At 67.8% G+C, this 23,628-nt stretch carries 28 protein-coding genes; 12 read left to right on the top strand and 16 right to left on the bottom strand.

What is annotated here, in order from left to right:
* The first annotated feature begins 12 nt into the window (after positions 1-12).
* From AC5RTS_RS08555 to AC5RTS_RS08545, 3 genes are all read left to right on the top strand, one after another.
* The gene (locus AC5RTS_RS08555; protein WP_493991645.1) at positions 13-1,035 is read left to right on the top strand and encodes an NADPH:quinone reductase; all 1,023 of its coding nucleotides are present in this window, start codon (positions 13-15) and stop codon (positions 1,033-1,035) included.
* A gap of 131 nt (positions 1,036-1,166) precedes the next feature.
* Positions 1,167-1,295, top strand: coding sequence for a hypothetical protein (locus tag AC5RTS_RS08550; protein WP_493991644.1), 129 nt, complete (start codon positions 1,167-1,169; stop codon positions 1,293-1,295).
* A 133-nt stretch (positions 1,296-1,428) separates the two neighbouring features.
* Entirely contained in the window at positions 1,429-1,815 is a 387-nt protein-coding gene (locus AC5RTS_RS08545) for a hypothetical protein (protein ID WP_493991643.1), read from the top strand.
* Between the two features lie 63 nt (positions 1,816-1,878).
* Here AC5RTS_RS08545 and AC5RTS_RS08540 read toward each other — a convergent pair whose 3' ends face one another.
* Positions 1,879-2,742: a helix-turn-helix transcriptional regulator gene (locus AC5RTS_RS08540; protein WP_493991642.1), complete on the bottom strand. Its 864-nt coding sequence runs from the start codon at positions 2,740-2,742 to the stop codon at positions 1,879-1,881.
* A 101-nt stretch (positions 2,743-2,843) separates the two neighbouring features.
* Here AC5RTS_RS08540 and AC5RTS_RS08535 point away from each other — a divergent pair, with 101 nt between their 5' ends.
* Positions 2,844-3,536, top strand: coding sequence for an SDR family NAD(P)-dependent oxidoreductase (locus AC5RTS_RS08535; RefSeq protein ID WP_493991641.1), 693 nt, complete (start codon positions 2,844-2,846; stop codon positions 3,534-3,536).
* A 214-nt stretch (positions 3,537-3,750) separates the two neighbouring features.
* Positions 3,751-4,551, top strand: coding sequence for a hypothetical protein (locus AC5RTS_RS08530; protein WP_493991640.1), 801 nt, complete (start codon positions 3,751-3,753; stop codon positions 4,549-4,551).
* On the opposite strand, the gene AC5RTS_RS08525 is transcribed toward AC5RTS_RS08530, so the two are convergent.
* The 4 genes from AC5RTS_RS08525 to AC5RTS_RS08510 all read right to left on the bottom strand — a co-directional run bounded on the left by AC5RTS_RS08525 (position 4,544) and on the right by AC5RTS_RS08510 (position 6,799).
* Positions 4,544-5,026 (bottom strand): hypothetical protein, encoded by a 483-nt coding sequence (locus AC5RTS_RS08525; protein WP_493991639.1) that lies wholly within the window; start codon positions 5,024-5,026, stop codon positions 4,544-4,546. The genes AC5RTS_RS08530 and AC5RTS_RS08525 overlap by 8 nt on opposite strands.
* Entirely contained in the window at positions 5,023-5,364 is a 342-nt protein-coding gene (locus AC5RTS_RS08520) for a PadR family transcriptional regulator (protein WP_493991638.1), read from the bottom strand. The genes AC5RTS_RS08525 and AC5RTS_RS08520 overlap by 4 nt, the downstream gene beginning before the upstream one ends.
* 69 nt (positions 5,365-5,433) lie before the next feature.
* Positions 5,434-6,270 (bottom strand): PhzF family phenazine biosynthesis protein, encoded by an 837-nt coding sequence (locus AC5RTS_RS08515; protein WP_493991637.1) that lies wholly within the window; start codon positions 6,268-6,270, stop codon positions 5,434-5,436.
* Positions 6,271-6,331: 61 nt separating this feature from the next.
* Complete coding sequence (locus AC5RTS_RS08510) at positions 6,332-6,799, bottom strand: VOC family protein (RefSeq protein WP_493991636.1); 468 nt, start codon at positions 6,797-6,799, stop codon at positions 6,332-6,334.
* Between the two features lie 106 nt (positions 6,800-6,905).
* On the opposite strand from AC5RTS_RS08510, the gene AC5RTS_RS08505 reads away from it, so the two are divergent.
* A complete protein-coding gene (locus tag AC5RTS_RS08505) occupies positions 6,906-7,877 on the top strand; it encodes a helix-turn-helix transcriptional regulator (protein ID WP_493991635.1) in 972 nt (323 codons plus the stop codon).
* A 440-nt stretch (positions 7,878-8,317) separates the two neighbouring features.
* Here AC5RTS_RS08505 and AC5RTS_RS08500 read toward each other — a convergent pair whose 3' ends face one another.
* From AC5RTS_RS08500 to AC5RTS_RS08485, 4 genes are all read right to left on the bottom strand, one after another.
* The gene (locus tag AC5RTS_RS08500) at positions 8,318-8,965 is read right to left on the bottom strand and encodes a maleylpyruvate isomerase family mycothiol-dependent enzyme (protein ID WP_493991634.1); all 648 of its coding nucleotides are present in this window, start codon (positions 8,963-8,965) and stop codon (positions 8,318-8,320) included.
* A gap of 58 nt (positions 8,966-9,023) precedes the next feature.
* Positions 9,024-9,791 carry an EAL domain-containing protein gene (locus AC5RTS_RS08495; RefSeq protein WP_493991633.1) on the bottom strand — a complete coding sequence of 256 codons (768 nt, stop codon included), beginning with the start codon at positions 9,789-9,791 and terminating at the stop codon, positions 9,024-9,026.
* Positions 9,792-9,877: 86 nt separating this feature from the next.
* Positions 9,878-10,090: a hypothetical protein gene (locus tag AC5RTS_RS08490; RefSeq protein ID WP_493991632.1), complete on the bottom strand. Its 213-nt coding sequence runs from the start codon at positions 10,088-10,090 to the stop codon at positions 9,878-9,880.
* Positions 10,087-10,707 (bottom strand): helix-turn-helix domain-containing protein, encoded by a 621-nt coding sequence (locus AC5RTS_RS08485; RefSeq protein WP_493991631.1) that lies wholly within the window; start codon positions 10,705-10,707, stop codon positions 10,087-10,089. The genes AC5RTS_RS08490 and AC5RTS_RS08485 overlap by 4 nt, the downstream gene beginning before the upstream one ends.
* A 179-nt stretch (positions 10,708-10,886) precedes the next feature.
* Here AC5RTS_RS08485 and AC5RTS_RS08480 point away from each other — a divergent pair, with 179 nt between their 5' ends.
* Positions 10,887-11,363, top strand: a complete 477-nt coding sequence (locus AC5RTS_RS08480; RefSeq protein ID WP_493991630.1) for a hypothetical protein — start codon at positions 10,887-10,889, stop codon at positions 11,361-11,363.
* A 7-nt stretch (positions 11,364-11,370) separates the two neighbouring features.
* On the opposite strand, the gene AC5RTS_RS08475 is transcribed toward AC5RTS_RS08480, so the two are convergent.
* Positions 11,371-11,517, bottom strand: a complete 147-nt coding sequence (locus AC5RTS_RS08475; protein WP_493991629.1) for a hypothetical protein — start codon at positions 11,515-11,517, stop codon at positions 11,371-11,373.
* 164 nt (positions 11,518-11,681) lie between these two features.
* On the opposite strand from AC5RTS_RS08475, the gene AC5RTS_RS08470 reads away from it, so the two are divergent.
* Complete coding sequence (locus tag AC5RTS_RS08470) at positions 11,682-12,194, top strand: PaaI family thioesterase (RefSeq protein ID WP_493991628.1); 513 nt, start codon at positions 11,682-11,684, stop codon at positions 12,192-12,194.
* A 42-nt stretch (positions 12,195-12,236) separates the two neighbouring features.
* Here AC5RTS_RS08470 and AC5RTS_RS08465 read toward each other — a convergent pair whose 3' ends face one another.
* The gene (locus AC5RTS_RS08465; protein ID WP_493991627.1) at positions 12,237-13,028 is read right to left on the bottom strand and encodes an SDR family NAD(P)-dependent oxidoreductase; all 792 of its coding nucleotides are present in this window, start codon (positions 13,026-13,028) and stop codon (positions 12,237-12,239) included.
* Between the two features lie 99 nt (positions 13,029-13,127).
* On the opposite strand from AC5RTS_RS08465, the gene AC5RTS_RS08460 reads away from it, so the two are divergent.
* Together AC5RTS_RS08460 and AC5RTS_RS08455 are read left to right on the top strand one after the other, a co-directional pair.
* Positions 13,128-15,026 (top strand): AfsR/SARP family transcriptional regulator, encoded by a 1,899-nt coding sequence (locus AC5RTS_RS08460; protein ID WP_493991626.1) that lies wholly within the window; start codon positions 13,128-13,130, stop codon positions 15,024-15,026.
* Positions 15,027-15,074: 48 nt separating this feature from the next.
* The gene (locus AC5RTS_RS08455) at positions 15,075-15,590 is read left to right on the top strand and encodes a universal stress protein (protein WP_493991625.1); all 516 of its coding nucleotides are present in this window, start codon (positions 15,075-15,077) and stop codon (positions 15,588-15,590) included.
* A gap of 103 nt (positions 15,591-15,693) precedes the next feature.
* Here the strand turns inward: AC5RTS_RS08455 and AC5RTS_RS08450 are convergent, their stop codons facing one another.
* From AC5RTS_RS08450 to AC5RTS_RS08435, 4 genes are all read right to left on the bottom strand, one after another.
* A complete protein-coding gene (locus AC5RTS_RS08450; protein ID WP_493991624.1) occupies positions 15,694-18,210 on the bottom strand; it encodes an FtsX-like permease family protein in 2,517 nt (838 codons plus the stop codon).
* Positions 18,211-18,216: 6 nt separating this feature from the next.
* The gene (locus tag AC5RTS_RS08445; protein ID WP_493991623.1) at positions 18,217-18,987 is read right to left on the bottom strand and encodes an ABC transporter ATP-binding protein; all 771 of its coding nucleotides are present in this window, start codon (positions 18,985-18,987) and stop codon (positions 18,217-18,219) included.
* 120 nt (positions 18,988-19,107) lie between these two features.
* Positions 19,108-19,854, bottom strand: a complete 747-nt coding sequence (locus tag AC5RTS_RS08440; protein WP_493991622.1) for a TetR/AcrR family transcriptional regulator C-terminal domain-containing protein — start codon at positions 19,852-19,854, stop codon at positions 19,108-19,110.
* Positions 19,855-19,911: 57 nt separating this feature from the next.
* Positions 19,912-20,658: an SDR family NAD(P)-dependent oxidoreductase gene (locus tag AC5RTS_RS08435; protein WP_493991621.1), complete on the bottom strand. Its 747-nt coding sequence runs from the start codon at positions 20,656-20,658 to the stop codon at positions 19,912-19,914.
* Positions 20,659-20,740: 82 nt separating this feature from the next.
* Here AC5RTS_RS08435 and AC5RTS_RS08430 point away from each other — a divergent pair, with 82 nt between their 5' ends.
* Positions 20,741-21,310, top strand: coding sequence for a TetR/AcrR family transcriptional regulator (locus AC5RTS_RS08430; RefSeq protein ID WP_493991620.1), 570 nt, complete (start codon positions 20,741-20,743; stop codon positions 21,308-21,310).
* Here the strand turns inward: AC5RTS_RS08430 and AC5RTS_RS08425 are convergent.
* Positions 21,307-22,647 carry an APC family permease gene (locus AC5RTS_RS08425; protein ID WP_493991619.1) on the bottom strand — a complete coding sequence of 447 codons (1,341 nt, stop codon included), beginning with the start codon at positions 22,645-22,647 and terminating at the stop codon, positions 21,307-21,309. The two genes, AC5RTS_RS08430 and AC5RTS_RS08425, sit on opposite strands and share 4 nt — an antisense overlap.
* Positions 22,648-22,742: 95 nt before the next feature.
* On the opposite strand from AC5RTS_RS08425, the gene AC5RTS_RS08420 reads away from it, so the two are divergent.
* A complete protein-coding gene (locus AC5RTS_RS08420; protein WP_493991618.1) occupies positions 22,743-23,261 on the top strand; it encodes a putative immunity protein in 519 nt (172 codons plus the stop codon).
* Positions 23,262-23,628: the final 367 nt, after the last annotated feature.

Below are 23,628 nucleotides of genomic sequence, written 5' to 3'. Positions count from 1 at the left end.
CTTGTACCGCCCATGAAATCAATCGTGTACTCCGCCACCGGTCCCTCGTCCGTCCTGTCACTCGCGGAGCGCGACGTCGCCGCGCCCGGTCCGGGTGAAGTGCGGGTCCGCGTCGCCATCTCCGGCGTGAATCCCACCGATTGGAAGGCCCGCGCCGCAGGGGAACCGCCCTTCCCCGAGGTGGTGCCGAACCAGGACGGCGCCGGCACCGTGGACGCCGTCGGCGACGGGGTCATGGAGCTGCAGCCCGGTGACCGGGTGTGGATCTACCTCGCGGCGCACGGCCGGCCCACCGGCACCGCGCAGGAATTCACCGTCCTCCCCGCGGACCGCGCGGTGAAACTGCCCGAAGGCATCGGGTTCGACGTCGCCGCCAGCCTCGGCGTACCCGCGATGACGGCGCACCGCGCGCTGACCGTCCATGAAAACGGTCCCGCCCGGCTCTCCCCCGGCGCCCTCGCCGGACGCACGGTCCTGGTCCAGGGCGGTGCCGGCGCCGTCGGGCACGCGGCAATTCAGCTGGCTGTCTGGGCGGGTGCCACGGTGATCGCCTCGGTGAGCAGCGACGCGAAGGCCGAACTGGCCACCGCCGCCGGAGCCCACCACATTGTCCGCTACCCCGATGACGCAGAAGCGGACCGGATCCGCGAAATCGCCCCGGACGGCGTGGACTCCATTGTGGAGGTGTCCCCCGCGCAGAACGCGGCCCTCGATGTGGAGGTGATCGCCAACCACGGCAGCATCGCCTACTACGCGAACAACAACGGCGAGGAGTTCACCGCTCCCATCGTGGCCAGCTTCGCCAAGAACGTCCGCTGGCAGGGTGTGCTCATCTACACCGTTGGCGAGCCGGCCCAGCACGCTGCAGCCGAGGACATCACCGCTGCGCTGCGCGACGGCGCCCTGCCGGTGGGTGCGGCCGCCGGCCTGCCGCTGACCTGGTTCCCGCTGGAGGATACTGCGGCGGCGCACGACGCCGTCGAGAACGGCACCACCGGCAAGATCCTGATCCGCGTGGCGGAGGAAAGCGCCTAGTCAAGGTGTCACCCCTCCGCGGGCATACCTGACAGGGGTTACGCTCGGCGGCGCCCGGGTGCAGGATGGGTGCTACCCAACCGGGGCAGTCTGCATACGCCTCGGCCCCTAGTGAGGAAAGGCAGAATCCCATGGCAGATCTGGGCGGAATGGCGGACAAGGCAAAGGACGCGGCCAAGGATCACCCGGAGCAGGTGGACCAGGCCAAGGAGAAGGCCAAAGACGCCATGAATGGCAACAAGGACGACGAGCAGAAGTAGCAGCCGTTCGCGCACCAATCTTCACAGCGAAGCCGGGCAGCCCCCAGGGCGGCCCGGCTTTCTGCTGCCCGGCAGCTCTGCACGTGGCATAGCACTCGGACTCAAGAGGCAAGGCATGACAAAGGGGATACGGATGACGATCAGTACTTCACGGGGATCGATAGTCAGTGACCTGCTCTCCTACGGTGAAGAGGCGGCTGCGGACTGGGCGTGGGAGGCGCCGTCGGAGACGCTGGAAGAGATCCTGACCGTGGCGGGGTGGTTGCTCTACTACGGCCCCGCCATGCCCAGCGGCGCGAGCATGCTGATCAGCAAGGCGGGGGCCCTGGCCGGTGTCTACGTTCATGAGTCCGGCCCGCGGGAGCTGGTGCGCAAGCGACGGGACCGAAAGGCTTCGGCGTCCTCGCCGCTGCTGCGCACTGCCCGTGCCCAGGAGCGCTTTACCGGCCATCCCGGCTATGACGCCGTCGGTATGGATGCCCGCGCCTATTGGGGCCGGCAGGGCGCAACTACTCCCTAAACCCGCCGTCCCACCGGCCGCAGGAACCAAACCCGGAGGGAACGCCGGCGGGCTTGCCTCCGCTCAACCGTCCAGCTGAAGTGCCGCCGAGACAGCCGATACGCGCAGGAAATCGAGTTTTCCTGCCGCCTCGGATCCGGCCGCCGCGGTGTAGGCAACAATGTGCAGGTCCGTGCCGGGCACGGTGAAAATGTCGCAGTCCAGCTCCACATCCCCGACGACGGCGTTCTGCACCACTTTCCTTTCGGACTGGTGCTCGCTGACGGTTCCGCTGTCCCACAGTGCACGGAACCGTTGACTGGATGCAGTCAGTTCAGCAATCAGTTCCTGCACCCTGCGGTCATGTGGGTACCGTCCGCGGGCACGGCGCAGGTCCGACACCAGGGAGGCTTCAAAAATCTCCAGGCTGCCCTCCGGACAGATGATCCGGATTCCGCTGCTGCCCAGCGTTCTCCCGGCAAAGTGCGAGCGCAGGAGATTGGGACGGCCCTTGTCTGCCGGGGTGGGCTCCCCGAGAAGGGCCGCCCACAGCGGACTGAAGGAGAGCAGGTCCCAGGCGGCAGTGAATACGGCCACCGGCACTTCGCCGAGCCGCGCCACCAGCCGCTGCACGCCGGGCGGGATATGCGTCGGAACTTCTCCGGGGCCGGGCGGAAGCAGCCCGGAAATCTCGAAGAGATGGGAGCGTTCGGCGTCGCTCAGCTGCAGCGCACGTGCCAGTGCCGCCGCCACCTGGGCGGAGGGCCGGCGGGCGCGGCCCTGCTCGAGGCGCACCAGGTAATCAACACTGACACCTGCCAGCTGGGCCAGCTCCTCCCGCTTCAGCCCCGGCGCCCGCCGGAACCCGTAGACGGACAGGCCCGCGTCCGCCGGCTGCAGGCGGTCGCGCCAGGAACGGAGAAGGGCACCCAAGTCAGAATCCTGCATGGAGAGAGTCTGCCAGCCGCACACCGGTTCTGGGTGGCACTGACAGTCCATATGCTGGTCCGTGCCACGACATCGGTCCGCAGCGGGTCAAGACTAGGGCCATGACAACAACACTGATCACCGGCGCCAACAAAGGCCTGGGTTATGAAACAGCACGCCGTCTCCTCGAAGCGGGGCATACCGTCTGGATGGGGGCGCGCGATGAAATCCGCGGGCGGGAAGCGGCCGAAGCACTCGGCGGCATATTCGTCCAACTCGATGTCACCGATGATTCCTCCGTGGAGGCCGCCGCCAAGACCGTGGCAGCTGCCGGCGGCTTGGACGTCCTGGTCAACAACGCTGGCATTCCCGGACCCTTCGCCCAGGCGGAGGACCTGACGGCAGCGGATGCAGAGGCGGTGTACGGCACCAATGTGGTGGGCATTGTCCGCATGATGCATGCTTTCCTGCCGCTCCTGCGCGCGTCCACCGAGGGAACGGTTGTGAATGTCACCAGCGGAGTGGGCTCCTTCGGCTTTGCGCACGACCCGGAGCGTGTCGAGTCCACCGTGGTGATGCCGCTGTACACTTCCTCCAAGTCCGCCGTCACCATGCTGACCGTGCAGTACGCCAAGGCCTTCCCTGAGCTCCGGATCAATGCTGCGGACCCGGGCTACACCGCCACTGATTTCAACGGACGGCAGGGCACCCAGACAATTCACGAGGGAACGGACGCCATCGTGGAGCTGGCTACCCGCGGCGGTTCCGGCCCCACCGGCACGTTTGTCGACAGGTCCGGCACCGCCCCCTTCTAAGATCACCGCTTTCCGGCAGCGGCTGCCGTCTCCTCTTCGTAAGCGCACACCATTGAACCGGGCGGGAGATGCCGGGAGCGAACAGACGGTCCGTACCCACCCATGCATCCAGCCTCGCGGCTAGACTGGATTTGAGGCTGGACACAGGGCCGCCACCCGTGCGCGCGGGAGAAGACGGTTGCCCTGATGGCCGTCATCTCACGAGAGGATCATGATGTCTCGTCTAACTCTGGAGAACATCTTCAAGGTGGCCGTCGCGGTCTTCTTCTTTCCTTTCCTGCCGCTGCTGGTCCTGATGATCGGCATCCGCAGGAAAAACGTCAAAGTGATTCTCGAAGGCGCCCTCTATGTCGCCTGCATCCTGGCCGTCACCGCTGGTGCCACCTCGTTCCTTTTCGGCACCTTTGTGGTCCTTGGGATCATTGCCGTCTCCGGCATGCGGTCCTATCACCTTCGGGACCTGTGGCTGCACCCGAGAGCCCGCGGATTCCGGCCCTTCGGCATGACCCCTCCCCCGGATGCAGGACAGCCAGGCGACCCGGCCGCGACGGAGGCATCGGCGGCAACGCAGTCGGCGGCAACAGAGGGGCTGTCTCAGGCGCTGTCGTGGTCTGCTTCCCTGGCGAAGCGGAACCGGAACCGCCTTCCGGAGCAGGCGTATGCCAGTGTGCTGGAAACCTGCCGGACGTTGGATTCGGTGATCAAAGCCGAAGCGCGCGAGCCCTTGGGCGATCCTGAATTCGAGTATGAACTCTCCGCCACCGTGCGGGACTACCTGCCCAGCGTCCTGCGGAGCTACCTGGCCATCCCGGCCAGCATGGTCAACAGCGAACAGGCCACTGGCAGGACCCCCAACCAGGAACTCGTTGAGCAGCTTGAGCTCCTGTCCGGGCAGGCCAACACGCTGCATGCCAGCCGGCACCGCCGCTCTTCGGCGGACCTGACCACCACGGGCAACTTCCTGCGGGAGCGGTTCGGGCGCAGCCAGGGCGGCTACGACTTCGGCATCAGGTAAGCAGGCCGCCGAGGCGGATGATGAATATCCCGACGGAGAACACCGCTGCTGCGGCAGACACCCAAAGGGCCGCCTTCTGCAGTGACCGGTTCCCGGTATTCTGCCGCCGCCTCAGGAGCGCCCACACAAGCATGCCGACCGCGATAAACGGGAATACGTAGAACACGAAGCCCAGGATCGATCCGGTAAACAGCCAGATGTCGTGCCAGGAACGCGGCGCGGCGGATGCGGGAGCAGACGGGGCGGCAGGCGCGGGCGTGGCCGCGGCAGCAATCTGCTCCACGGGGCCGAACCCGGCGATGATGCGCTCAGCGGTCTGCTCCGAAACACCGTCCCGGCTAAGCATCTCGGCGGCATCCTCGCGCATTGCCTGGACGGTCTCAGCGTGCTCGCGCGGGTCGGTTCCGATCAGGGCGCGGTCCAGATCGGCGAAGTATGCCTCCAGCAGTGCCGGCATCGGTTCAGTGGTGGTCATGAGTTTTCCTTAATCATGGTGGTGACGTCTGCAGCGAATGGGTGCCAGGTCCTGCTAAAGACCTGCAGGGCGGTGCGGCCCTCATCGGTGAGGTGGTAGTAGCGGCGGGGCGGCCCCACGGGTGACGGCTCCAGAGTGGTGGTCACCCATCCCTGTTGCCGCAGCCGTGAGAGCAACGGGTAAAGGGTGCCACCGCTGGCAAACAGCACGTCCCCCTCCCCTAGCCGCTCGGCGATTTCCAGCCCGTACGCGGGCCCGGACCGCAGGCAGGCGAGGACGCAGTAGTCCACGGTGCCTTTGCGGAGTTGAGTCAGAATGGACTCAGCGGTAGGTGTCATGCACTGCACGGTACCGGTATCTTGCAATGCATGCAACTGGTACCGGCAGCAGTCCCGGCGACCCGGTGGCTACAGCCGGACGGTTCCCTCGATGCAGGTCGTGACCGCGCCGCCCACCCAGATTTTCCCGTCGCGCCGGGTGATCCGGACCCGGCCCCGGCGGCCGAGGCCGGTTCCCTGCCACGCCGTGTAGGGCGGTGTGGCCCCGGCAGTGTCGGTGAGCCACTGCCCGAGGCCGGCATTGAGGCTGCCCGTTACGGGGTCTTCCCACACCGGGTCTCCGCCCACGAAGGCGCGCACCTCGAAGTCAGCCTCACCGGCGTCGTCGTACGGTCCCACCACACCGATTTCCAGATCGCCCGCCTTCCCCGGATCGGGCTGCAGGCCCAGGACCTCCCGGGCCGAGGCCAGCCGGACTCCGATCCACTGCGGACCGTTCACCAGCCACGAGGTATCCAGGATCTCCTCCCGGGCAATACCCAGGACCTCGGCCAACCTGCCAACAAGCGGCTCGTCCACTGGCTCGTACCGGGTGAGCGGTGGCGCCTCGAACGCCAGCGCGTCCTCCTCGACCCGGACCGGGATCAGCCCGGCGGCGCACTCCTGCATCACTGTTCCCTCCACCCGGGGGTGCCCGCCGGCGTCCAGCCAGGCCCGGGCTGAGCCCAGTGTCGGATGCCCGGCAAACGGAAGTTCTTCCCTGCCGGTGAAGATCCGCACCCGGTAGTCGGCCTCCGGGCTGCTCGGGGGCAGAAGGAAGGTGGTTTCCGAGAGGTTGGTCCAGGCGGCGAAGCGCTGCATCTCCTCCGCACTGAGTCCGGCGGCATCGTGCACCACCGCCAGTGGGTTACCCAGATAGGGCTCTTTCGAGAAGACATCGACTTCGCTGTAGGGACGCGTTCGCATCGCGCCACTGTAACAAGGTTCCCGGGCGCCTCGGCGCCCGGGAACGGCGGAGGACGGCGGATCAGCGGCTGCCGGGGGCTTCGACGTCGACCACCCAGGTCACGCCGAAACGGTCCGTGAGCATCCCGAACCCCGGACTCCACGCCGAGGCGGCGAGCGGTTCGATGACCTGCGCGCCGTCGGCCAGTGCGCCCCAGAGCTTCTCCACTTCTTCGAGGTTCTGGCCGCGCAGGGACTGGAAGAACGTCCGGTCCGTGATGGTGGTGCCGTTGTCGCGGCGGGTGCTGCCGGCCGTCTCGGCGGCATCGGTGCCGTCCTGTCCGGGGATGTCATAGGCCATCAGGCGGAAGCCGTCCGGGGCTTCAAGCTGGCCGAACACAATCTTGTCCGCCCCGGGAACCTCCTTGGGCATGCCGAAGTCCCCGTAGGTGGCGGACGTGATGCTGCCGCCGAAGACCGACTGGTAGAACTCCAGCGCCTGGGCCGCCGTGCCGCGGAAGTTCAGGTGGGTGGTGGTGGAGATGCTCATGGGATCTGTCCTTTGTCCGTGTAACGGCCGCTGTTTTGCGGCTCTGAGACCAGACTGAACCCGGTAGAGGACAGATAGTGTCCTCTACTGCGCGCATACTCGATTCATGCTTGGAACCTCGTCAAGGATGCTCGCCCTGCTCTCGCTGCTGCAGTCCCGCCGGGATTGGCCGGGACGGGTGCTGGCCGAGCGGCTGGAGGTCACCTCGCGGACGGTCCGCCGCGATGTGGACCGGCTCCGGGAACTGGGCTACAGCATCGAGGCCGTCAAGGGGCCCGACGGCGGCTACCGGCTGGCCGCCGGCACGGATCTGCCGCCGCTGCTCTTTGATGACGAGCAGGCCGTTGCCATCGCCGTCGCGCTGCAGGGCGCCCCGTCGAGCGGGGTGGATGTGGACGACGCCGCCGCCCGGGCGCTGACCACGGTGAAGCAGGTGATGCCCTCGCGGCTGCGGCACCGGGTAGAGGGGATCCGGTTCACGGATGCCGGCGGCGCCTCCGCGCAGGTGGACCCGCAGGTCCTCGAAGCGGTCAGTACCGCGGTCAGGGAACGGAGGGTCCTCCGCTTCGACTACGGCGGGGACGAGTCCGGGCCGCCCCGGCGCGTGGAGCCGCACGCCGTCGTCGCCCGGCGAAGCCGTTGGTACCTGATCTGCTGGGATCTGGAGAGATCGGAGTGGCGGATCTTCCGGCTGGATAAGATGGCGCCCAAGATCCCGGCCGGGTCGGTGTTTGAGCCGCGGCCGGTCCCCGCCGGGGGTGCCGCCGCGTTCCTCACCGCCCGGCTGAAGGGCTCCGCCGGCGGTGAGGACTGGCCCTGCTACGGCGAGCTGCTCATTGAACTTCCTCCCGCCGCGATTGCCCCGTGGCTGGGGGACGGTGAGCTGGAGCAGGTCTCCGAGACCGCCTGCCGGGTGCGCATCGGCTCCTGGTCGGAGGCCGGGCTGCTGTCCTGGGCATTGCGTTTCGACGCGCCGTTTACCGTCCTCGGCCCCGACCCGTTCCGGGACTCGCTCGCCGGGTTCGCTGCGCGGATTGCTGCCGCCGGTTCCGCCGGTGCCGGTCCGGAGCCCCTCTGACGCACGAGGGGGCTGTGCGCCCACGCTGGTCTTGGTCTGCGGGCTGGTGTTTACTGACCGGCGTCCCATCACGCGGCTGAAAAGGAATCACATGGATGCAGGAAATCACCCGGCCGTCCGGCGGGGAACCGGCTGGTGGCGGTTCCAGACAGGACTGGCGGCGGCTGTTTTTGCGGGCCTCGGTATCCTGCTGCTTCGGGAACCCACAGCTCTGCATACCGTAGGAGCGATGGTGTGCGTTGCAGTAGCCGGGCTGGCCCTCTTCACCGGTCAAAAGCAGATACAGAAGCTGCGGCACGCGTACCGCTATGAGGCCTCTGAGCCCCATAACTGATGCCCCCGCATCATGACGCCTGACGCCGAGGACTCCTAGAACACGGCGGGTAGCGGAGGTGCCGGGGCACAGGGATACAGCTCCACGGGCTGCGGGAACCTTTTCCCTAGCCCCTTCCCCCGGCCACCGCGTGCAGGAAATCCCCGGCACCGGTCCCGGTGAACTCCTCCGCGCCCACCGGGCGTCCGGACACGGCCATCAGCAGGGCCAGGGACCCGGCGAGGACCTCCGGCCCGGACCCGTGGTCAAGCCCGGAATCCGCCGCATGCAGCCGGAATCCGGCGGCGCGTTCCTTCCCGCCGCCCAGGGCGGCACCGGGGGTGAGCTGATACCGCAGGGCAATGGTGACAGCCTCCACCGGGTAGGAGCGCACCAGTCCCAGCGGACGCCGGATATCTTCCCCGTGCACAACGGCTTCCACCAGGCGCGTGGCCGGAGCCGCCGGCGGGGTTTTCCTCAGCGCGCTGACCCGGCGGAATTCAGCCAGAGTGGCGTCCGGCGTCGCGGCGCGTTCCCTGGCGATGCCGGACGCGTTGGCCCTATCGAAATCGAACCGGGCCGCGATCATTCCGCGGACAAAGCCGAGCCGGGTGGTCTTGGCGGAATCCACCAGATGGGCGACGACGTCGTGAACGTCCCAGCCCGGGCACAGCGAAGGCCGGGCCCACTGTTCCGGGGTGAGCCGTTCCAGATCGCCAATGAGGGCGCGGCGCTCGGTGTGAACGGCAGGCCACACCGCTGGTCGGGAAGACATGGGGCCATATAACCACGCTCCCGCCGGGAGGCCACCGGCCGGGGAGGGTGAGTTGTTCCTAGACGGCTGCGCCGGCCTCCGGTACGGCCCCGAACCGCACCTGCGGAAGTTCTTCAAAAGCGGGCTTCGCGAACCAGTAGCCCTGGAACAGGCGGATTCCGGCGTTCCGAAGCTGCAGGAACTCCGCTTCGGTTTCGATGCCCTCGGCCAGCAGGGTGATGTCCAGGTCCCGCGCGATACCGACGATGCCGGCCAGGACGGCCTGACGGGCCGGGCTGGTGTCGATTCCCCGGACGAGTTTCATATCGATTTTGATCAGGTCCGGCTGAAAGTCCACCAACAGGCCCAGCCCCGCATGTCCGGCGCCGAAGTCATCCACAGCTGTGGTGAACCCGTGTTTGCGGTATTCGGTGATGATGTTGGTGAGGTGCGCGGTGTCCGTCACCTCTTCGTTTTCGGTGAACTCGAACATGATCGAGGACATCGGGAAGTTATACCGCCGGGCGGTATTCAGGGTCGCCCGGAGGCAGGCGGCGGGTTCGTAGACCGCCTTCGGCATGAAGTTGATGGAGAGCATCAGCTCCTCGCCGGCAGGAAACAGCCGGGAGGCCAGCTCAATGGCCTTGACCCGGCAGTCCTGGTCGAAGCGGTACTTCTGCTCCTGGGACACCTTGGACAGGACTTCGTAGGCGCCTTCGCCGGACGCTCCCCGCACCAAAGCCTCGTAGCCCCACACACGGCCGGCGGCGTCGTCGTAGATGGGCTGGAACGCCATGCTGAAATCGAAATCCAGCTTTGACGCTGTGCTGCAGCCGTTGCATGCCATGTGGTGTCCCCCCTGAATGAATGATCAGTACATTACGGCAGCTAGAGCACCCCGGGGCAGCATCGCCGTCTAAACGCACCGCGGCGTTACAGCAGCGGGCGCAGGCCGCTGTGGGCTCGGGCCTGCGCGTCCGTCCGGCGTTCCAGGTGCTCCCTGAAGAGGGCCACTCCGTGCTCCTCGGGGCAGGACAGCCGGGAGCCGGCAGCAATCAATGCGGTGCCGAGACGGATCAGTGCGCGGGAGGTGAGTCCTGCCTGAACGGTGACGGGCGGGTAGTACCCGAGGCTTGCTGAACTCATGACTGCTCCTGGAAATCGATAAGCGGAAAAGCGTTGAAGTGCAGTTGCACGGCGCGAGCTCCCGGCGTTCCGGGCTCACTCCGGTAGGCGTCGAGCTTTTCGCGCAGGATCACTTCCATCTCGCGGGTGAACTCCCGGAGCTGGTCAGCGGTGAGCTGGGCATTGAGCGTGCCCAGCATGGCGGCATCCGCCCACTCGGCCGGCAGGTCGGACGGGTTGCTCGCGGTAAACGCAGCCAGCGCCTCCGCACGCCCCTGGACGAAGTGCCGGTTGACCTGCCGGGCCGCCTCGCGGACGGCCGGGTCCTGTTCGGACATGGAGGTGTTGACGGTCAGAGCGCCGCGCGGGCGTTCCCACCACCGCTCCCGGCCCGAGCCTCGGTTCTCGACTTCGCGGACCAGACCGTGCCGGGCCAGCTGCCGGAGGTGGTAGCTGGTGGCTCCGCTGGATTCACCGAGCCGTTTGCCCATGCTGCTCGCAGTCTGGGGCCCGTATTGGGAAAGGATGTCCAGCAGCTGCACCCGGAGCGGGTGGGCCAGGGCTTTGAGCACCGGGCCGTCGAGGATGCGGTCGCCGTCGCGGGCCGGATGCTTTTGGGACACTGATTCTGCGGTCATGGAGCCAGCATGCCATTGCAAAGGTTTATTTGCAAACATATCTTTGCACAGAGGTCGCCTGCCGGCTTCGGAGCCTATGAGACCGGGCCTGCACGGCCTGCGGTGTTATGACATGTGTCAATCGGACCTCGACAACCGTCGTATCGTTATGCCCACTGACTTCGAAAGGTGCGCGCGTTGTGAATGCAGACGAGGTGACCTTGGGATCCTATCCGCGTGATGATGTCCCATGGGCAAAAGATGGCAAGGTTCGGGAAGGCCGTGCGACGGTATTCGTCCGCCAGCCGGACGGAACCCTGAAGCACGCAGATGAAGTCTCCTTAGGGGACGGGCGTGTTATCCATCCTGACGTGGAAATCGGCGGTGAGTTCGTCGTTGAGCTGCGCGCCCGCTTCGAGTCGGAGATATTCGAGCGCCGGGTGACCTTCACTGCCAGTGGCGACGAGGCCAACGATGTCTTTGTATCGGCTGTCGGGCCCGGCGCGCAGGCCGAACCGAAGGCTGGCCTGTTTAAGCTGTGGCGGTATTCAGGCTTCGTGTTCGGTGTGCTGGTCATGGCCGCCACGACCGGGCAAGGTACCCGTGTCGGCGCAATGTCAGGCCCGCTCGTCAAGCATGGACCCGGCGACGGCGTTCCTGTCATTCCTGCCACCTAGCCGGCAACTACAGCACCGAGGTGAGCACGCCGCCGAGGAGCGGGGTGCACGCATCGTCGTCATCGGCGCGCACGGCCGCACGGGCGCGCACGTCGTCGCGCAACTTCTGGCAGCCAAGCACGACGTCGTCGGCACCGTCCGCGATCCGGCGCACGGAGGCAACGCTAAGCGGCCGCCGGACGATGTGAAAACGCAGGCTTCCCTGGCCGCTGCCGCGGCTGGGACTGCCAGGTGTCGCCGCCCCCGGTGTGCACCCTGATGAGTGACCTGCATTACAGTGTCAGGGGACCCCTGCCGGCCACCACTCAAGGAGAGACGATGCCCGCTGCCGAAATGCGTTCAAAAACCCTGGAGTACTCCCCCGCTGAACGGGACGTCAGGCGCGTATTCTCACGAACCGGACTGGAGCATCTGCAGGCCATGGCCGCCGGAGAAGTTCCCGGCCCGCCAATCAGCAGCCACGTCGGCCTGCAGATCGTCACCGTGAGTGAGGGCGACGTGGTGATGACGGCGGAGCCCGACGAATCGCATTACAACCCGATCGGCTCCGTCCACGGCGGCTTCTTCGCCACTGTCCTGGACTCGGTGTGCGGCTGCGCGGTGCACTCGACGCTGCCTGCCGGCGTCGGCTATACCAGCCTCGAACTCAAGGTGTCCTTCCTGCGGTCCGCCACTGCTGACACGGGCACCGTCACCGCCCATGGGTGGGTGACCAAGGCCGGGCGCAACGCGGCGTTTGTTGAAGCGGACCTGCGCGACGCCGCGGGGCGGGTTCTCGCTACCGCCTCCAGCACCTGCCTGGTGGTGGGTCCCGGACAGCCGGGGAGCTGATCCGCTGCGCCGGACCCTCTGCGCCCCCGGCGTCTGCCTCAGCTAGACCACCGTAGTCAGCACTCCCCCGTCCACGCGCACCGCGGCGCCGTTGGTTGCGGAGGCGACCGGGCTGGCCAGGAAGGCCACCATCGCGGCGATCTCCTCGGGGTCAATGAACCGCTCCAGCAGCGAGGTGGAGTTCGCCCCGATAATCGCCTGCTTCATGGCCTCCACCGGCTGCCCGGTCGAGGCGGCCAGGGCCTCCACGGTGCGGGCCACGCCGTCGGAATACGTGGGCCCGCCCAGTACCGAGTTCACGGTCACCCCGGAGCCCTTCGTCAGTTTCGCCAGCCCGTTGCCCACAGCCTGCATAGCGGCCTTGGACGCACCGTAGTGGATCATGTCCGCCGGCACGTTCACGCCGGATTCGCTGCTGATGAAGACCACCCGGCCCCATCCGCGCGCCAGCATGCCCGGCATCATCCGGCGGGCAAGCTGTACCCCGCTCAGGGTGTTGACCTCGAAATAGCGCCGCCACTCGTCGGCGCTGATCTCCGCAAACGGCTTCAGTTCAAACAGTCCCACGTTGTTGATGAGGATGTCCGTCTCGGCCAGTTCGGCGCAAAGCCGCTCGACGTCGTCGGGCACGGCAAAGTCTGCCGCCAGGCCCGACACCGTGGCCCCGGGAACCTCCCGCTGCAGGGCTTCCACCGCCGTCGCGAGCCGCCCTGCGTTCCGACCGTTCAGCGTCACCTTCACGCCCTCGCGGGCCAGCGTCCGGGCGACGGCGTAGCCGATGCCTTCGGTGGAGCCGCTGATGAAGGCGGTTTTTCCGGTGAGCTGCAGGTCCATGGGTGGTGCTCCTTCGTGGCGTACGTGCGGAATACAACGAGCGTCCCACCGCCGGATCAGCGCCCGATCAGCGCGGGTGTCCCCGGCTAGAATCGGCAGGTGAGTAACTTGCGGATCCGCGTTCTTGGCCCCATCGGCGCCGAGGTCGCGGACACCCCGCTGCGCCTGTCCAAGGCCCGGCACCGCGAACTGCTCGGCCTCCTGGCCGCCGCCCGCGGCCGCACGGTTTCCACCGACCGGCTGGTGGACGAGCTGTGGGAGGACGCCCCGCCCGGCGCGGTGGGTGCCGTGCGCACCTTCATCGGCGAACTGCGCCGGATCCTCGAACCGGACCGCCCGCCCCGCACTCCCCCGGCTGCTCTGGTCACCACCGGCGGCGGGTACGCGCTGCGCCTCGCACCGGACGACGTCGACCTCTGGCGGGCAGAACAGCGCCTCCGAAGCGCCGGAGACCTGGGCCTGGACGCTCGCGAGCCGGTGCTGGCGGCGGCTCTGGCGGAGTGGCACGGCAGTCCGTTCGAGGAGTTCCATGCCCGCCCCTGGGCTGCGGCCGAACGGGCTCGGATTGCGGAGCTGCGCGCAGCAACGGTGGAACAGCTGGCGAATACCCGGCTGGAACTCGGCCGCCCGCAGGAGGTCCTCACCCTGCTGGACGCACACATCGGCGAGCATCCCTGGCGGGAGGAAGGCTGGCGGCTGCTCGCGCTGGCGCTTTACCGCACGGGGCGGCAGGCGGACGCCCTCGCCCTGATCTCGCGTGCCCGCAGCATCCTGCGACAGGACCTGGGGCTGGACCCCGGGGCCGGGCTGGCCGATTTGGAGCAGCGCATCCTGCGCCACGATCCGGCCCTGGAGGCCGCACCCGACGACGGCGGCGGCTCGCTTCTGGCGCGGACCGTTGCCGCCGCTTCGGAAACCGGGGAACGGGCCCAGCTGGAAGGCGTCGCCCGGCTGCTTCCGGTGCTGGCGGTCTCCGGCTCGGTCCGGTCCGCGGCAGAGCAGCGGCTGGCCGCCATCGCGGCCGCGGAACAGTCCGGCGATCCGGAGCTCGCCGCGCGGGTCATCGGCGGCTTTGAGGTGCCCGGAAGCTGGACCCGCGCGGATGATGCAGTGTCCTCGGCGGCGGTGGTTGCGGCGGCCGTGCGGACACTGGCGGCCCTGCCGCCCGGAGGGTCGGCGCGGGTGCGGGCGCGGCTGCTGGCCACCATCGCCATGGAGTCCCGCGGCTCTGCGGACCGGCTGGCGGAAGCGGTCGAGGCGGAACGGATTGCCCGAAGCCTGCACGATCCGGCCCTGCTGTGCTTCGCCCTGAGCGCCCGCTACCAGCAGACTTTTGGGACGGCCGGGCTGGCCGGACTGCGCGCGGCGATCGGCACCGAAATCATTGCCGTGGCGGTGGAAGCCGAGTTGCCGACGTTCGAGATCCAGGGCCGACTGGTCCGGATGCAGGCGCTCTGTGCCCTCAATGATATTGATGCAGCTGCCCGGGAAGCGGATCTCATCGATGCCCTCGCCGCCCGCCACGACCGGGCTCTGGCCACGGTGTTTACCGGCTGGTTCCGCTGGACCTTCCGGCAGGGTCCGCCGCCCTTGGCGGGAACCGAGATGCCCGGCTTCCGGACCGGCCTGCCCGCACTGGCACAGCTCAGTGCCGCCGTCCGGAACGGCGCCGAGCTCCCCGAGGGGGACTTCGGGCCGTATGAACCGTGGGTGCGTCCACTGCTCCTGGCCAGGAGCGGCCGCCGCGTCGAGGCACGCGCGGCCCTCGACGTCGTGCCGGAACCTCCGCATGACCTGCTGTTGGAAGTGCTGTGGTTCCTCACCGGCCTCGCTGCTCTCGAAACCGGGCATCCGGAGGCGCTCCGCCGCGCGCATGGTGCCGTCCTGCCGGCCGCCCACGAGCGCGCCGCCGGCAGCGGGGCAATTGATCTGGGACCGATCCGTCCCCTGACGGAGCGGCTTCTCCAGCAGCCTGTGCACAAATCCGGAGGGGTGTGACACGGTGGCCATACAGCTCCGGCCGACCCATCCGAAGGAGTGAGCATCATGGCCAACCCCAAGCCTCAGGTCCTGGTGGGCGTAGTGCCCGGTACCTCCCCGGCGGTGGTCGAAGCCGCTGCCGGGCTGGCCGCCCAGTTGGGCGCGGACCTGGTCTGTGCCCATGTTGACGATTCCAGCGTCCAGGTTGGGCAGCAACCCGACGGATCGGTGGTTTCCACGCCCGTCAACCCCGATCTCCCTTCGGAACAGACCCAGGAGTTTAATCCCGCGTTGCGGGCAGAGATCGCCGGAGTCCTGGATCCATTGCCGGTCAGCTGGTCCGTCCGGGCCGTGGCAGGTGGTCCCGCCAAGGAGCTCGGCAGACTGGCAGACGAGCTGGATGCGGCCCTGATTGTCGTCGGCACCCGCGAAGCAGGGTTCCGCGGTTCGGTGGAGGAGTTTTTTACCGGCGCGGTGGCCGTGCAGCTTTCCCACCATCAACACCGTCCGGTGGTCATGATTCCGCTTCACCCGGTCCTGGACGACGGCGATCTGCCGTGGAAACAGGCGGGCCGCGGCTAAAGGTCAGCGTGACCAGCGCCGGGGCCATTTCCCACACCAGTGCCGTGGCGGGCAGCAACACTCGAATCGAAACGGACCCTGCCGCATCCGCGGCGCCGGCTGCTCACGGGGCGCTGCCCGTGGCACCGAGCCCTCCACCCATGGCCCGCCGCGCCGCGATCTCCGTGATGGGCAGTGTCGTCAGCAGCACCGCACCAACGAGGCCGCCGAGGATCGCCAGCGGCAGCGGGGCGAGCGGACTGGCGCCGACGACGACGGCGGTGGGCAGGATCGCGGCGCATGCCACCACAAGCGCAACACCGATTCCGACGGCGGCGCAGATGGCCGTCTCGGTCAGCAGCAGGGCCCGCACCTGCCCGCGGGTGGCACCGCTCAGCCGCAGCATGGCCAGCTCCCGGCGGCGGCCCAAAGTGGAAACGGCAACGGTGTTGGTGACCGCCACCATCGCATAGGCCAAGACCACCAGCAGCAGCAGGGCGTTGATGAGGGCATTGATGTTGAGCCCTTCCTGCAGGGAAGCCTCCAGTGCACCGCGGTCCCCCACCGCCAAAGCCGGCTGGCCGGACACTGCACCCTGCACGGCCGGAAGGAGAGACTCGGGCCCGGTCCCGTCGCTGGCACTGATCAGCAGGGCACCCGGCGCGCGGGCACTCGTGTGGGCAGCGAGAAGTTCTGCGGGCAGCAGCAGGTTTCCGTAGCCCGGCCGGTCCTCGTAAGTCGCGGCTACCCGCAGGTCCGCCCCCTCACCGTCGCCGAACCGGAAGCCGACGGTGTCTCCGATCGCCACGCCCAGGTCGGCCGCTGTCCCGGCGGGCAGCGCAATGGCGGATTCCGTCAGGTCGGCGAAGTCTCCGGCCACGAGCCGGTTGCCAAGCACCTCCGGCGCCTGCGACCCCTCGAGTCCAAGCACCGGCCAGGGGCGGTCACGGTGCGAGCCGTCGTACGGGCGTTCGATCCAGCCGGCGGATTCCATGAACGGGGTAGCCGCGTCCACCTCGGGCAGGGCCGCGATCCCGCCGGCACGTTCGGCGACCGACCCGGCAGTGCCGGTCACGACGGCGTCGGCCGTGATCGTCTGGATCTGGGCGTCGGCGGCAGCGGCCGTCAGCATCGAGGCAGACACGAGGTTGCCCGCGCCGAGGCCGAACACCAGTGCGGTAGCGCCGGTGACGGTGGAGAGCGCCGCCGTGCGGGAGCGGAGGCTCGTCCGGGCGAGCTGAAGCAGTCCCCGCCGGTGGCTGTCGGCCAGCGGTCGGAGTGCGGCCGTGCCCAGGCGCAGGTATGCCGGTGCGAGGAGCGCGGCAGAGATGGTCCCGGCAAGCACGGCTGGTCCTGCGGTGGCGGAAAGCAGGGCGGGCGGCATCAGGGCGGTAATGACGGCCAGCACAACGGCGCCAAGCCCGAAGAGAACCCCCGCTGTCCACCGCACCACACCGATTCGGGCCGGGGAAAGGTCCGCTTCACGCAGCGCGTCGACCGGCCGGGCACGGCGGGCCGGCCGGACGGCCAGTACCGCTGCCAGCCAGAGAACCAGGGAGGTGACGACGACGGCGGCGGCCAGGGGAACGGGGCCGGAACTCAGCTGCAGTCCCCCGGGGAGGGCGCCGCCGTTTTGCATTGCCAGGTGCAGCGCCTGGGCCAGCGGCAGGCCGGGGATGAGTCCGAGCAGGCTGCCCAGAAAACCCGCGGCCATGACTTCGCCGACCAGGAGCCGGCGGACCTGGCGCCCGGTTGCGCCGGTGGCTCGCAGCAGGCTGATCTCGCGGCTGCGCTGACGGACGGACAAGCTGACGATTCCGGAGATGACGGTGGCCAGCACCGTCAGGACAATCCCTCCGGTGACCGCTCCCACCACGATGGCCGGGACGCGGGCCGCCGGTACCGCCGGGTCTTCTGCTGCGCCGCGGGAATCACCGGCCAACACCTGCACCTCGCCCAACTCCTCCTGCAGTGCGGCGCGGACGGCGGGAAAGCTGGCGTCCGGGGCCAGCACCACACCCAGGGCATCCAGGGGCTCGCCGTTGCCGGAGTCTTCGTCGCTGAGGAACACGGTCGCCGGTGCGTCGGGTCCGCCGACGACGGCGGCAGTCCGGACGCTGAGGGTCCGGCCCTCCACGGTCAGGAGCAGCTCGCCGCCTTCGGCGGTGGCCAGTGCCCGAGCGGCGGCGGTGGTGAGTACGACTTCGCCGGCACCGGGACCTTCGGCGGGAACGGGGTCGATCCCGCTGACGCCGATGGACGCCCAATTCTGTCCGGTGAGCGGCAGTGTCCGGGCGGAACTCTGGGCCAGGGACTCGTGGAACCTGATGGGGACGAGTTGTCGTACGCCGTCGATGGGATCCGCCTCCTGGGGTGCTGAGGCGGAAAGCCGGTGCCGTTCGGGGAACGGGCGCTGGTCGGTGGTGTCTTCGCCGTCCCGGTTCAGCAGCGTATAGCTGGGATCGCCGATCACGGCCAGATCCGCCGCGGCGATGCGCTCCGGCGGTGCCGAAAGCCGGATACCGGTCTCCAGCATCGCCCCGCACATAACAATAAGCGCGGAACCGAGAAAGGCGGCGACCGCAATGGAGAGCAGAGCGGCGGTCCGGTGCCGCAGCCCGGAGAGGATCAGGGTGAGCATGGCCGTTCAGCTCCGATACGCGGACAGGCGGCCAAGCACCGCGGCGATGTCCTCGGCCGAGCTGCGCGCCCAGCGTTCCACGATCCGGCCGTCGAAGAGGAAGATCACCGAATCCGCGTAGGACGCCGCAACCGGGTCGTGGGTGGTCATCAGGATGGTTCGGCCCTGCCGATGGACTGTATTCCGCAGCAGCTCGAAGACGCCGGCTGCCGTCTGGGAATCCAGGGCTCCGGTGGGTTCGTCCGCAAAGAGGACCTCTGCATTGGCGGCCAGGGCCCGGGCAATCGCGACCCGCTGCTGCTGCCCACCGGAGAGCTCGCCCGGCCGGTGGTCCGCCCGGGCGGCAAGCCCGACCAGCGCCAAGGCGTCCTCCGTCTGACGCGGATCAGGCCGGCGTCCTGCGAGGATGGCCGGCAGCTCAACATTCTGCGCGGCTGTCAAGGTGGGCATCAGGTTAAACGCCTGGAAGACGAAGGCAACCCGGTCCCGCCGCAGGCGGGTGCGAGCGTCCTCGGAGAGGCCGCTGAGGTCCGCACCTTCCAGGAAGGCCCGCCCGGCGCTCGGGGCGTCCAGGCCCGCTGCGCAGTGCAGGAGGGTGCTTTTCCCGGAGCCGGACGGACCCATGACGGCGGTGAAGGAGCCGCGCGGCAGCTCCAGGTCCGTCTCTGCCAGGGCGGTCACGGTTCCTGTGCCGGAGCTGTAGGTCTTGGTCACGCTTTCAAGGACCACCGGGGGCATTGCCGCCCGCGGCGGGGTACTGGCTGCTACCTTGCTCATCGTTCGGCCTCCTTAGTGCCTGCCATGAACAGTTAGCACTCTACACAGATAGCAATGCCTCGCATAGAGGGCGCAGGTAGGAGAAAAGGCCGATGCAGAACGGGGGGCGCCCGGATCAATTCATCCGACAGCCGGGGATGTCTCCGAGCGACGTCGAAGCCCGGTGAGGATGCTCTCCAGACCGAACTCGAAGTCCTCATCCGCCCTGGTTGCGGCCCCGCGGTAGAGACCGTCCGAGATCAAGTCGGCGACTCGCGGGAGCCGCGCCGCAAAGCGTGCGCCGCCGATCCGCTCCACCAGTGCCCCAGGATCTGCGCCGCCCCCTTCCCGGGTGATGTCGCGCTCCGCTCCGGCGCGGGCGCGAACATAGCTGTCCAGCAGACTGGCGGCCTGCAGCGCCTGCCGCCGGCTCATGCCACTGGGCTCCAGACGCTCCAACAGACTCTCCAGCCAGGCGAGCGCATTGGGTGCAAAGGGTATGCGGACCTGGAGGTCGCTGAGCCAGGGATGCCGTTCGTACCGCCGGCGCAGGGCGCGGCACCAGAGTCCGGCAGCGGCCTCCCAGTCCTCCCCCGGCTCAATGCCGGCCGGCGCGCCAAGTGCCTGGTCGTGGACAATCACGTCGAGGTCTTCCCGGGAGTCCACGTATCGATACAGCGCATTGGCCGTCACGCCCAGGCGTTCGGCGATCCGCCCCAGCGACAGGGCCTGGGCTCCTTCGGCGTCGGCAAGGGCGATCGCCGACGCCGCGATGCCCGGGATGCTGAGCATGGCTTTCGGTCCGGGCCTGGTCTGCGTCTGTTCCTGCCCCCACGCCTGCAGCACACCCCTGGGCAGGGCTCCCTGCCGGTCAGTCTTCTCGGTCATGCCCCCAGTCTAGGGTGGTCTGTACATACATGGAACTGTTTATAAACCTCACAGTATTCACATCAGCACACCGCCGGAAACCTCAATGCGCTCCCCCGTTGCCCAGCGGAACTCGGGGGATACCAGGGCGGCAATCGCATCGGCGATGTCCTCCGGTTCACCCACCCGCCCGAGCGCCGTCTGCCCGGAGAGTGCCGTGCGCATGTCGGCGCTGTCACGCATGGCTCCGCCGTTAAAGTCGGTCGCGGTGGGACCTGGAGCGATCGAATTGATCCGGATGCCGCGCGGCCCCAGCTCCAGGGCGAGGCTGCGGGTCAACGCTTCGACGGCCTTCTTCGAGGCGGCATAGACGGAGGTCGCCGGGCTGACGTGCCGGCTGAGCGAACTCGACACGTTCACAATGCTCGCTCCTTCCGACAGGTGGGGCAGGAAGGCCTGGGTGAGGAACAGCGGTCCCCGGACGTTTACCGCGAAGGTGGTCTCGAAGTCTTCTGCGCTAATGGCACCCAGCGGCGCAAACAATCCCACCCCGGCGTTGTTGACCAGCACATCGAGAGTGCGGGCATCCCACTTTTCCCCGATGCCGTCTAGCACCGCGACGCGGGCCGCCTCGATCGAGGAAAGGTCTGCAACGTCCAACCGGACCGCGATGGCCTCACCGCCCGTGTCGATGATTTCGCTGACGACGTCGTCCGCCCCGCCTCGCGCGGCGGCGACGACATTGATCTTATTCCGGGCCAACGCGAGTGCGGTGGCGCGTCCGAGTCCGCGGTTGGCTCCGGTGACGAGGGCGATGCGGGTCATTGCGGCTCCTATAAGTAAATGGATACTTACCGCTACGCTAGGGTTCGAGCCCATGTCCGTCAACACCTACCGGGGGAATCGCATGGCACGCGACGCAGAAGCCACAAGACAGCGGATACTCGCTGCAGCCACCGCGGAGTTTGCAGCCCACGGTTTCGCCGGCGGACGGGTCGAGCGGATCGCCACCGAGGCTCAGAGCAATGTCCGGATGATCTACGCGTACTACGGCAGCAAGAGCGGACTGTTCGATGCCACCGTTGCGGACGCGCTGCACCGTATGGCCGAAAACGTTCCGCCGCGCCCCGAGGACCTGGCCGGCTGGGCCGGTGACGTGTTTGACCATCATCAGCGCTTCCCGGAGGTTCTCCGCCTGAGTATGTGGGCCCGGCTCGAGCGGCCGGAAGCCACCGCAGAACCGAGCGATGCCTACCGGAACAAGACGCTCGCCGTCGCCACCGCGGCCGCACGCCCGCTGTCCGCCGTCGACGTTCTGGTCTTTATCTACGCCATCGCGCAGGCCTGGCAGCTTTCACCGGAGGGGCTGACCGGGCTCGCGCAGCATCCCGCTCGTGGCGATGAAGTCGCGGCGCGGCGGCAAGCGGTGGTCACCGCCGTCGAACGGATGCTGCGGCCCGAGCATCCCGCGGATTAGTTGGCTTTCGTCCGGTTCTCGCGCTTGCGCTGGGCCTTCGCGGCGAGGAACAGCAGGGATCCGATGGCTACATAGACAGCGGAACTCAACCAGATGGCTGCGCTTTGCTGGGAGAGCAGTGCAATGCTCGCGAGGATGGCGAGGACCGGCATGAATCGGGGGGCGGAGAAGTGGTCATGGTCGACCTTGTCCTTTTTGAGGACGAGGACGCTGACATTGGCGGACAAGAAGACCAGCAGCAGGAGCAGCACGGTGGTTTCGGCCAGAGAGGCGACATTTCCGGTAAGGGTCAGGACGATCGTTAGTCCGGCAACTACAACAATGGAGACCCACGGCGTACGGCGGCCCGGCAGGACCCGGCTGAAAGCACGAGGGAGCAGCTCCGCCTCTGCCAATCCGTAGCCGACACGGCTGGCCATGACCATAAACAGCAGTGCCCCGTTGGCAATGGCGATCAGGGCGATGATGCTGAACAACCCTGGCGGGACTGCAACGCCACTGGCGGCGACCACGGCCAGCAGGGGCCCGGTGGACTCTGCCAGCTCGGTCGGGTCCATCACGATGACGGCGCCGAGGGCGATGAGAAGGTAAACGAGCCCGGCGGTGCAGATAGCTCCGAAGAGTGCCCGCGGGTAGGCCTTGGAGGGATTGCGCACTTCCTCGGCCATGTTCGCTGCCGCCTCGAAGCCCAGGAACGAGAAAAAGGCGACGATCGATGCGGCCAACGCACCCTGGAAGGGCGGCACGTCCGGCGCGAATTCCAGGAGCCGTGCCGGTTCCCCGTTGCCGGAGGCAAAAACGATGGCGCAGACGACAATAACGATGACGAGGCCGGACACCTCGATGATGGAAGCTATCAGGTTCGCGGCGAGGGACTCCTTGACGCCGCGCAGGTTGATCAGGGTCAGCACGATAATGAAGGCGACCGCTGCCGGGGCGGCCGGCACAGGGAAGAGTGCTGTCAGGTAATCGCCCGCGAAGGCGTTCGCCAGGGCAGCGGCGGTGGTGATTCCCGAGGACATCATCAGGAAGCCGACCAGGAATGACACGTAGGGGATGCCGAAGGCGCGGTCGGCGTAGCGGGCGGCCCCCCCGGCGTGCGGATACTTGGTGATCAGTTCCGCGTAGGTCGCGGCAGTGAGCAGCGCGACGACCAAGGCGATCAGCAGGGGAATCCAGATGGCGCCGCCGACGTCGGCGGCCATGGTGCCCACCAGCGTGTAAATGCCGGCACCGAGGGTGTCGCCGACGATAAACCCGTACAACAGGAGCGCGCCGATGGCCCGCTTCAGACCGGGGGACGTTTTTGATGTGGCTGTGCCGGATTCTTCCGTCATTGGGCTATTGGATGCCGTTTGCCGCCCCTGCGCAATACTTGGGTGGCATTCAGGGCAACTACCTGCCCGCGCCGGATGAGAGTAGAAACAGTCCTATGATCCTTCCTGCGGTCCGCGATCCCCGCCTGGTGTCCGTCCGGCGCGGCGGGCTCCTGTCTGAGGATGACCATCGGCTGCTGGCCTTGTGGGCGGCCATGTGCGCGGAAAATGTCCTGGAGCTGTTTGAAACATCTAACCCCGGGGATGACCGGCCACGTGCGGTGGTCGAAGCGGTGCGGGCCTGGACCCGCGGCGAAGCGAGGATGATGGCCACCCGTGCACTCGGAGGGCACGCAATGGCGGCGGCCCGTCCCTTGCGGGGTGCGTCCCGGTTCGCGGCCTACGCAGCGGGCCAGGCCGCCTGCGTCGCCCATGTTCCCGAACACGATCTCGGGGCGGCCGCGTATGCCATCAAAGCCGCGGCGGCTGCGGCGCCCGGCGATCGGGGCGCCGCACGGGCTGAACGGGACTGGCAACGCCGCCAGGTTCCCGGCCACCTGCGCGCCCTTGTCCTCGAGGACCAACGGCGCAGGAACAGTATCTGCTGGTCCGTTTTCTACGACGACGAATCCTGACACACACGCCGGGCCGCCTCCTCAATCATCGGGGTACGAAGGAGACGCGGGTGCCGCTATGTGTCCGTTGGCGGTGACCGAACCGACCCCTCGCATCCGGTTGGACGGCAACAGGCAAATCGGTAAGCTTACTTTCCAATTACATTGGGGGGGAAAGCATGAAGACACTACGCACTGGCTTTGTGAAAAGACTTTCAACAATAGCGTTGGGCTTTCTGGCCACAGCTGCACTGATAACCGGATGCAGCGGCGAAGAGCCGACGGCGCAGGGATCCCCGTCGGCAGCAGAAACCGGCAGCCGGACGACTGAACCAACCCCGGCCCAGAAGACTCCAACACCCACGCCGTCGCCGGCTGCAAGTGCCGG

Source organism: Arthrobacter sp. MDT1-49-2 (assembly GCF_059090185.1).
Note: the sequence above shows the minus strand (reverse complement) of the source record. Positions and strands in the feature narration are given on the sequence as shown.

Coding starts and splice junctions, on each gene's coding strand:
- AC5RTS_RS08485 (WP_493991631.1), bottom strand. CDS start 10,707: ATGACCGCAGAATCAGTGTCCCAAAAGCATCCGGCCCGCGACGGCGAC.
- AC5RTS_RS08535 (WP_493991641.1), top strand. CDS start 2,844: ATGACAACAACACTGATCACCGGCGCCAACAAAGGCCTGGGTTATGAA.
- AC5RTS_RS08540 (WP_493991642.1), bottom strand. CDS start 2,742: ATGCAGGATTCTGACTTGGGTGCCCTTCTCCGTTCCTGGCGCGACCGC.
- AC5RTS_RS08420 (WP_493991618.1), top strand. CDS start 22,743: ATGATCCTTCCTGCGGTCCGCGATCCCCGCCTGGTGTCCGTCCGGCGC.
- AC5RTS_RS08440 (WP_493991622.1), bottom strand. CDS start 19,854: ATGACCGAGAAGACTGACCGGCAGGGAGCCCTGCCCAGGGGTGTGCTG.
- AC5RTS_RS08490 (WP_493991632.1), bottom strand. CDS start 10,090: ATGAGTTCAGCAAGCCTCGGGTACTACCCGCCCGTCACCGTTCAGGCA.
- AC5RTS_RS08495 (WP_493991633.1), bottom strand. CDS start 9,791: ATGGCATGCAACGGCTGCAGCACAGCGTCAAAGCTGGATTTCGATTTC.
- AC5RTS_RS08510 (WP_493991636.1), bottom strand. CDS start 6,799: ATGAGCATCTCCACCACCACCCACCTGAACTTCCGCGGCACGGCGGCC.
- AC5RTS_RS08550 (WP_493991644.1), top strand. CDS start 1,167: ATGGCAGATCTGGGCGGAATGGCGGACAAGGCAAAGGACGCGGCCAAG.
- AC5RTS_RS08555 (WP_493991645.1), top strand. CDS start 13: ATGAAATCAATCGTGTACTCCGCCACCGGTCCCTCGTCCGTCCTGTCA.
- AC5RTS_RS08515 (WP_493991637.1), bottom strand. CDS start 6,270: ATGCGAACGCGTCCCTACAGCGAAGTCGATGTCTTCTCGAAAGAGCCC.
- AC5RTS_RS08545 (WP_493991643.1), top strand. CDS start 1,429: ATGACGATCAGTACTTCACGGGGATCGATAGTCAGTGACCTGCTCTCC.
- AC5RTS_RS08425 (WP_493991619.1), bottom strand. CDS start 22,647: ATGACGGAAGAATCCGGCACAGCCACATCAAAAACGTCCCCCGGTCTG.
- AC5RTS_RS08525 (WP_493991639.1), bottom strand. CDS start 5,026: ATGACCACCACTGAACCGATGCCGGCACTGCTGGAGGCATACTTCGCC.
- AC5RTS_RS08435 (WP_493991621.1), bottom strand. CDS start 20,658: ATGACCCGCATCGCCCTCGTCACCGGAGCCAACCGCGGACTCGGACGC.
- AC5RTS_RS08500 (WP_493991634.1), bottom strand. CDS start 8,965: ATGTCTTCCCGACCAGCGGTGTGGCCTGCCGTTCACACCGAGCGCCGC.
- AC5RTS_RS08470 (WP_493991628.1), top strand. CDS start 11,682: ATGCCCGCTGCCGAAATGCGTTCAAAAACCCTGGAGTACTCCCCCGCT.
- AC5RTS_RS08450 (WP_493991624.1), bottom strand. CDS start 18,210: ATGCTCACCCTGATCCTCTCCGGGCTGCGGCACCGGACCGCCGCTCTG.
- AC5RTS_RS08445 (WP_493991623.1), bottom strand. CDS start 18,987: ATGAGCAAGGTAGCAGCCAGTACCCCGCCGCGGGCGGCAATGCCCCCG.
- AC5RTS_RS08430 (WP_493991620.1), top strand. CDS start 20,741: ATGGCACGCGACGCAGAAGCCACAAGACAGCGGATACTCGCTGCAGCC.
- AC5RTS_RS08520 (WP_493991638.1), bottom strand. CDS start 5,364: ATGACACCTACCGCTGAGTCCATTCTGACTCAACTCCGCAAAGGCACC.
- AC5RTS_RS08465 (WP_493991627.1), bottom strand. CDS start 13,028: ATGGACCTGCAGCTCACCGGAAAAACCGCCTTCATCAGCGGCTCCACC.
- AC5RTS_RS08530 (WP_493991640.1), top strand. CDS start 3,751: ATGTCTCGTCTAACTCTGGAGAACATCTTCAAGGTGGCCGTCGCGGTC.
- AC5RTS_RS08455 (WP_493991625.1), top strand. CDS start 15,075: ATGGCCAACCCCAAGCCTCAGGTCCTGGTGGGCGTAGTGCCCGGTACC.
- AC5RTS_RS08505 (WP_493991635.1), top strand. CDS start 6,906: ATGCTTGGAACCTCGTCAAGGATGCTCGCCCTGCTCTCGCTGCTGCAG.